Source organism: Arthrobacter sp. 05L45_2 (assembly GCF_056397525.1).
The window spans coordinates 1-6,116 of the sequence record NZ_JBFTNO010000190.1 but is presented as its reverse complement, the minus strand read 5'-3'; the positions used below and the strand labels follow the sequence as shown (position 1 = coordinate 6,116).

Sequence of the window (6,116 nt, the reverse complement as noted above, 5' to 3'; positions counted from 1 at the left end):
GAGCAGGAATGTCCAGTTGTAGGTTGCCATGAGGCTATGACTGACTGTGACGAGCGAGGCGGAGTCCGTCCCGGCGGTCCCGGCAACGTCGTTCCGCAGGGTGAGGATCGTGAGCAGGCTGACGACGCTGACGAAAATGAGGCAGGTTTCCACGAGTCGAGCGGCCACGAACCCCAGGGCCGCGGTTTGGCTGACCCGCTTGGCCACCGGATAGAGCACCACGGCGGTGCCGATGCCGGCCAGACCGACAATGACCTCGGACAGGGCGCCCAACTGCACCCCGGCGGTGCTGCCGGTTCCCAGGACGAAAGCACCTGCGTCATCCTTCACCGCTTTGTAGAGGGCGAGGGTGGGGATGGAGACGAACGTGAGCACGTACAGGATGCCGGCGGCCAGGGAGATCTGCCTCGTCGGGTGCATGCGGCGCCGCGGGATGGGTGCTTTGATCGGCGGAGTGATGTGGGTGTTGGCGGCCATGGCGTGCTCCTTGGAACGTGGATGGATCAATAGGTGCGTTGCGGCGGGCGGCAGGGATGGAACCGCATCGGATTTCTTGGCGGTAGATCCCGGCCGGGCCGGGTGGGCTGTCCGCGGTGGTGGTTCGTTCTCTCCCAGATCGAGGTGGAACGGTGGGTAGAAACCGGTGGCGGTTTGTCTGCTCGTTTCCGGAGGGGCGGACAGTGCAAGGGGCTGTTAGGGCGTTACGGCGTATGGCTTGAGTTGCCCTCGAAGTGAGGGGGAGTTGAAGCCCTTGGCGATCAACCAGACCGGCAAGAGCACGACCTCGAAGAGTCCGCCGGGGAGCAGTATCAACTGTCCCGGTCCGGCATTCATGTCAAGAACGCCGAGGAGGTCAAGGAGGACGCCCAGGGAGAGCAGGAGGTATCCGAAGAGGCCAGTGACGGCGATGGGTCGCGGAACCAGTCGGGAGACGTAGAGCAGGTAGCACAGGACAAGACCGCCGAGGCCTGTTGGAATGTAGACCCAGAGCATCTGGTTGGGGACTACGTGCAGCTGGGTCAAGAGGTAGATACCGCCCACGGTGGAGACGATGAACTCGACGATCCTCAGGATCGGGTACCAGAGGGCCAGTTCCCTGTTGACCGTTTTCAGGACCGGATACATCAGCAGCCCGATGCCGACCACGGCAAGGCCTGAACACAGCATGAGCAGCACGCCCATCGTTGGCGGTGCCGTTGCGGTACCGCCGTCCCCGAAGCTTTGTATCAAAGAATTTCCGATCACCGCAGTGATCATTTGAACGACAAACAAGGCCCCTACGATGATTGCGACCATCCTTCGCGACATGGCGTTTACTTCCCTTTGATTGGTTGACCCGGAGATCGATTGGTTATTCCGGGGATCCGGCGTGCGCCGGTCTTTGTCGCGATCAGGGTATTGGTGAGGGCGAGGCACCCCGCTGGAGCGGTCTGGAGGGCGCGGCGCAGACGTGTTCAGCCTGATGTTCGCGGTGTTGTCCAAGATTGGATCCTGTGGCGTGCTGCCGTCGACGGACTCGTTCCGGTCGTTCTGGAGAAACCCAATCGGTGGACCATCGATCGTGACTGCTCGCTCTGGGGCATGGATAAAGGCGAGATCGACTCCTTCGGTGCCGCTGACCTTTACCGCAGCTACCTTGAGTCGGGTCAGGAGGGCCGTGTTCATTGCTTGGAAGCCCGCCTCGGTCCTCTGCAGGAGTTTCCCGGTGRAGGGGATGAGGGCTCCGGAAAAGGTCTCTGCTTGCACCAGGCGGGTGCGGCCTTGTTCGAGCGGAATCAGTGTGAATGAGTGCCGGCCGTCGAAGAGTCCGGGGATGCCCATGGTTCCGAGCCACTCCAGGCGCTGATCGGGCTGGACAATAGTGACCCGCGGCTTGAACGTCATCGGTCTGCCCCCTGCCGGGGCGATGCGCACCTGGAGACGTTCTCCGACCGCGAGGACCCCGGACATGGAGGTAATGAAGGGGTTCCAGCTTGCCATCGATGCTGTGTCTATCAGGTGTTTCCAGACCACCGACGGTTCTGCCGGAAGGTCAATCCTTGCCTCTATATGTTCCATGGCTACTCCTGGACGGTGCGCTGTTAGCGAGCTGGTTCAGGTTCGGATGAGATCCCGGCAGCTGTGGTGCGGGGCGTCTTCACACCGCGGATGAGTAGATAGGCCAACAGTGAGACCTCGCAAATGATCTCCGGCAGGATGAAGATGGCAGCTGATGTGTCCGCTAATGAGGGGGCGAGGAACCGTGTCAGGGCGTCGATGACGTAGCAAACGGTGGCGAGCATGAGCACGAATGAAAGCCATTTGGGGAACAGGCCGGATCGGTAACCGAGCAGGCCAAGAGCGAATAGCCACAGCCAAGTGAATTGGGCGATCAGGTAGCCGTAGTGTTGTAGGTCCATCAGGAGCAGGACCAGCGCGTGGGAGCCGTCCGCTCCCAAAGCGGTGAGGTAGGAGGTCTGCGTCGCGACGAGCAGTGCCCCAAGCTGATTGACCATGTTCAGGCATGTGATCGCGGCTGAGACTGCGACGAAGACGACCATGGCGCGGGCGATATTTTTACCCGCGTGGGCCAACAGCCGATAGAGTGTCACAGCCATCACGAGCCAGACCATCGTTTGTACAAGGTCGGCAGCGAAGCTGAGCCGCACCAAGGTGCCGTTCGCCACGATATTCGCCGCGGTCGCCGCGGCGTCCCCTGGCGCGTACACATTCACTCGCACAACCTGTGCGAACGCACCGAGGATCGCGACCACAAGGTACAGCAGGCCCGCCATCCGCGCCAGCCGCACAGGCGACGCCGGTGGCCCGGATGTTGGCTGGAGGAAGCGTTCGGTGGTAGTCATGGGGTGCTCCCGTGTGTATTTGCGGTGATGAGTTCGGATCAGTGGCGCGCGACGTACTCCGGGCGTTGGGTACCGGCGTCATGGGATGACCGGTGCGGGCATCATTGGGGCGTCGTCAGAGGCGATAGCGGATGGTGGTGGTTCACTGCTGCCCAGGTCGAGCCGGAGCGGCGGGTATTGGTCGGTCATCAGCGCTGCGTAGGCGGTCACGCGGAACACCCAGCGGTTCATGCCCATGAGGAGGTCGAACACCCCGCGGGGGTAGCGGCCGGCAAACAGCAGGACGAGACCGGCGATGCAGACCAGCAGGCCGATCAGTCCGCTGCCGTAGGCCCAGGCGTTGCCATCACGCACCTGGTTATAGCCGGCGAAGGCGGCTCCGGTGAACACACCAATGATCAGGTAATGCGGGAGCGCGAGCAGCCACCATTTCACCAGCACGAGTCCGCGGGAAAGCGACTGCGGGTATTCAACGGACAGCCGTGCCGGATAGCCCGGATCGTCGGCCAGCGTGAACGGCGGATAGACGTCGGTGCCCAGGGCGCTGTAGGAGTAGAAGCTGACCCGCCACGTCCAGCGCAGCACGCCGACGTTGAAGTCAAAAATTGCACGCGGATAGCGTCCGCTGAACAGGATTGCGAAGAACGCCACCACCGAGAGCACCAGGAAAGCGATCCACAGGAAGAACAGAACAATGATGTGCGGGATGATCAGCAGCCATTTGACGAGCCACAGCCAACGGCTCAGCTTTGGGGATTGCCCGCCGTCGAGAGCGAGTGGGTATGAAGTTTGTTGTCCCATGAGAGGCCCTTCCTTGGGCTATAAACGCTTGCCCAATCGGGGCGTTGGCGTTACAGCGGCGGGCGGGGTCTCTCTAGTTCGGCCAGGTCCGCGAGTCTGTCGGCGGTAGGAGATTCTGCGCCGATACCTGCAACGGTAGGCCGTTATGCCGGACAGGTCAATGGACACATGTCTTTAATGACAGTAAAATTGGAGGCATGGCTGAATGGAGTTTCCTGACTAATCACCTGCACGCGCTCTACTGCGTCGCGCGCCACCCCGGGATTCGCATACGTGAGATCGCCGAAAGCGTGGGGGTCCAAGAGCGGGCGGCGCACCGTATCGTTTCGGATCTGGTCGAGGGCGGTTACTTGACCCGCCGCCGGGTCGGGAGCCGCAACTTCTATGAGCTGCATCCGAACCAGCCGATCCGACGGGAAGGACTGGACGAGGTCGCGGTCGGTGAGATCCTCGACGTACTCCTCAGGCGGGAGTAAGAAGCGGCCCACACCGAACGCCTGCCTACAACGCGTCCCGTTGGACGGCAGCGTTCCTCAACTGCGGACTGATCTCTTTGTGGCGTCATTCGGTGATCACGTTATTTTGCACCGGCGCCCGTAAGTCGGTCGATCACCGTGCTGCGGAGGCCCGCCGCCACGCTCCGCGCGGTTGCTGGCCTGGGCGATGTACGTATGACCCGCACGGTGAAATGAACGATGAGGGGGCGCTCACAGCAACCTGGATTCCTGCGAAGCCTGACCACATGACCATCTCGGAAAACAAGAGTTTTTCGAGACACCTTTATGCCTCCTTAGGCCGGCCGTCCGATCGGATGGGGGTCAGGTGCTCGGCGTCTCGGAAAGTTGTCTCGCCCTGCTCCATCTCGCTGGGGTTGGATCAGTGGCTTTAAGAGACGGAGTGAGAGAACGCTCGGCTGTTCCGAAACTCTGCGCGCAATCGGGGAGTAGGTCTTGAACGACCGTATTTGCAGTGGTGAGTGCGGTGCTTAGAAGTAGCGGCTATGGCAGGGGCAAGTGACAGGGCTTGCCAGCGAGTCATGTGTCGGCATGCGAATCACCGCGGGTCTAAACGAGTGACCACCAGGGCCAGGACCTTGGGTGTTCGTTGCAGGGGCCCAAGCAGGATGCCACTCACCAGCGCGTATTCTCGATCAAGCAATTAAGTTACTCAAACCTTTCGTAATTATTCGAAGGGTAGGCTAGCCTTACTTAGGTTCGCATCACTTACCTAAGGAGTTCCGTGGCTTCCGCCGACTTCCCCCGCCCCTCCGGCCCTACCGCCGGCCGCCGTCCCCTCCGCCAGGCCACGGTGAGGATCGCGGCACTGCTGGCCGCCGTCGGCCTTGGCCTGACCGCCTGCTCCACCGGTCCGGTGGCATCGACGCCCGCCACTGCAGCACCTGCCGAGGACTCCGCGTTTCCGGTCACCATCAAGCACGTGTACGGGGAGACCACCATCAAGGCGCAGCCGCAACGCGTCGTCACCGTGTCGTGGGTCAACGACGACGTCGCCCTGGCCCTGGGTGTAGTCCCCGCGGGGATGCCCAAGAACGAGTGGGGCGGCAACGCCCAGGGATCCACCCCCTGGAAGGACGCTGCCCTGGAGAAGCTGGGCGCGGGACTCGGCTCCGCCAAGGCACCGGCCCAGTTCTCCGAGGCCGACGGGATCAACTTCACCGAGATTGCCAAACTCAACCCCGACGTCATCCTCGGCGCCTACTCCGGGCTGACACAGGAGGACTACAGGAAGCTCAGCGAAATCGCACCCGTGGTGGCCCAGCCGGAGGTCGCGTACGGAACGTCATGGCAGGATTCCACGGCCATGATCGGGAAGGCCCTCGGCAAGCAAGCCGCTGCCGCCCGGCTGGTCACCGACACCGAGTCCACCATCAAGGACAAAGTCTCGAAGTACCCCCAGCTGGCGGGCAAGACCTTCATCTACGGCAACCTCGAGCCGGCCAAGAGCGACGGCATCAACGTCTACACCGCCAACGACAACCGGCCCCGCTTCCTCAGCGAGATCGGCATGAAACAGGCCGCCGTGGTGGACGAAAACTCCCAGAACTCCAAGGAATTCTTCATCCCCTGGTCCGCTGAGAAAGCCAACGAGCTCAGCTCCGACGTCTTTGTCAGCTGGGTTCCCGACGCGAAGACCGCGGAGTCGATCAAGAACGACCCCCTGCTGGGCCAGATCCCGGCGGTCAAAAACAACGCGCTCGTCGCTGACACGGACAACACCCTGACGCTGTCCATCTCGGCGTCGTCCCCGCTGAGCCTGCCGTGGGCCCTGGACAAATTCCTGCCGCAGCTCGCTGACGCGGCCGACAAAGCCGCTGCCGCAGCGAAGTAGGCACCTTCCCGTGAGCCTTGTGACGACGACGGCGGACCCTGCCGCCCCCGCTGAGCCGGCCGTGCCCGCTGCGCCCGCCGTGCCCCGGGACCCGGCGCCCCGTACGGCGGGCGCGAGCCGCGC

At 62.6% G+C, this 6,116-nt stretch carries 6 protein-coding genes; 2 read left to right on the top strand and 4 right to left on the bottom strand.

All coding sequences use genetic code 11. The features are described 5' to 3' along the window. The 4 genes from AC1DHD_RS13205 to AC1DHD_RS13190 all read right to left on the bottom strand — a co-directional run. Positions 1 to 477 (bottom strand): DUF4386 domain-containing protein (locus AC1DHD_RS13205; RefSeq protein ID WP_476880148.1); only part of this gene is annotated, 477 nt, incomplete at its 3' end. Positions 478 to 693: 216 nt separating this feature from the next. Then, the gene (locus AC1DHD_RS13200; RefSeq protein ID WP_476880147.1) at positions 694 to 2,058 is read right to left on the bottom strand and encodes a DUF4386 family protein; all 1,365 of its coding nucleotides are present in this window, start codon (positions 2,056 to 2,058) and stop codon (positions 694 to 696) included. 23 nt (positions 2,059 to 2,081) lie between these two features. Further along, positions 2,082 to 2,843 (bottom strand): DUF4386 domain-containing protein, encoded by a 762-nt coding sequence (locus AC1DHD_RS13195; protein WP_476880146.1) that lies wholly within the window; start codon positions 2,841 to 2,843, stop codon positions 2,082 to 2,084. A 78-nt stretch (positions 2,844 to 2,921) separates the two neighbouring features. Continuing rightward, positions 2,922 to 3,644 (bottom strand): DUF4389 domain-containing protein, encoded by a 723-nt coding sequence (locus AC1DHD_RS13190; protein WP_476880145.1) that lies wholly within the window; start codon positions 3,642 to 3,644, stop codon positions 2,922 to 2,924. A 197-nt stretch (positions 3,645 to 3,841) separates the two neighbouring features. On the opposite strand from AC1DHD_RS13190, the gene AC1DHD_RS13185 reads away from it, so the two are divergent. Together AC1DHD_RS13185 and AC1DHD_RS13180 are read left to right on the top strand one after the other, a co-directional pair. Further along, entirely contained in the window at positions 3,842 to 4,120 is a 279-nt protein-coding gene (locus tag AC1DHD_RS13185) for a helix-turn-helix transcriptional regulator (protein WP_307424833.1), read from the top strand. An 832-nt stretch (positions 4,121 to 4,952) separates the two neighbouring features. Next, positions 4,953 to 5,993 carry an iron-siderophore ABC transporter substrate-binding protein gene (locus AC1DHD_RS13180; protein ID WP_476880149.1) on the top strand — a complete coding sequence of 347 codons (1,041 nt, stop codon included), beginning with the start codon at positions 4,953 to 4,955 and terminating at the stop codon, positions 5,991 to 5,993. Positions 5,994 to 6,116: the final 123 nt, after the last annotated feature.

Bases quoted from the DNA above. Each gene is read 5' to 3' on its own strand.
- AC1DHD_RS13185 (WP_307424833.1), top strand. From the start codon at position 3,842: ATGGCTGAATGGAGTTTCCTGACTAATCACCTGCACGCGCTCTACTGC.
- AC1DHD_RS13190 (WP_476880145.1), bottom strand. From the start codon at position 3,644: ATGGGACAACAAACTTCATACCCACTCGCTCTCGACGGCGGGCAATCC.
- AC1DHD_RS13195 (WP_476880146.1), bottom strand. From the start codon at position 2,843: ATGACTACCACCGAACGCTTCCTCCAGCCAACATCCGGGCCACCGGCG.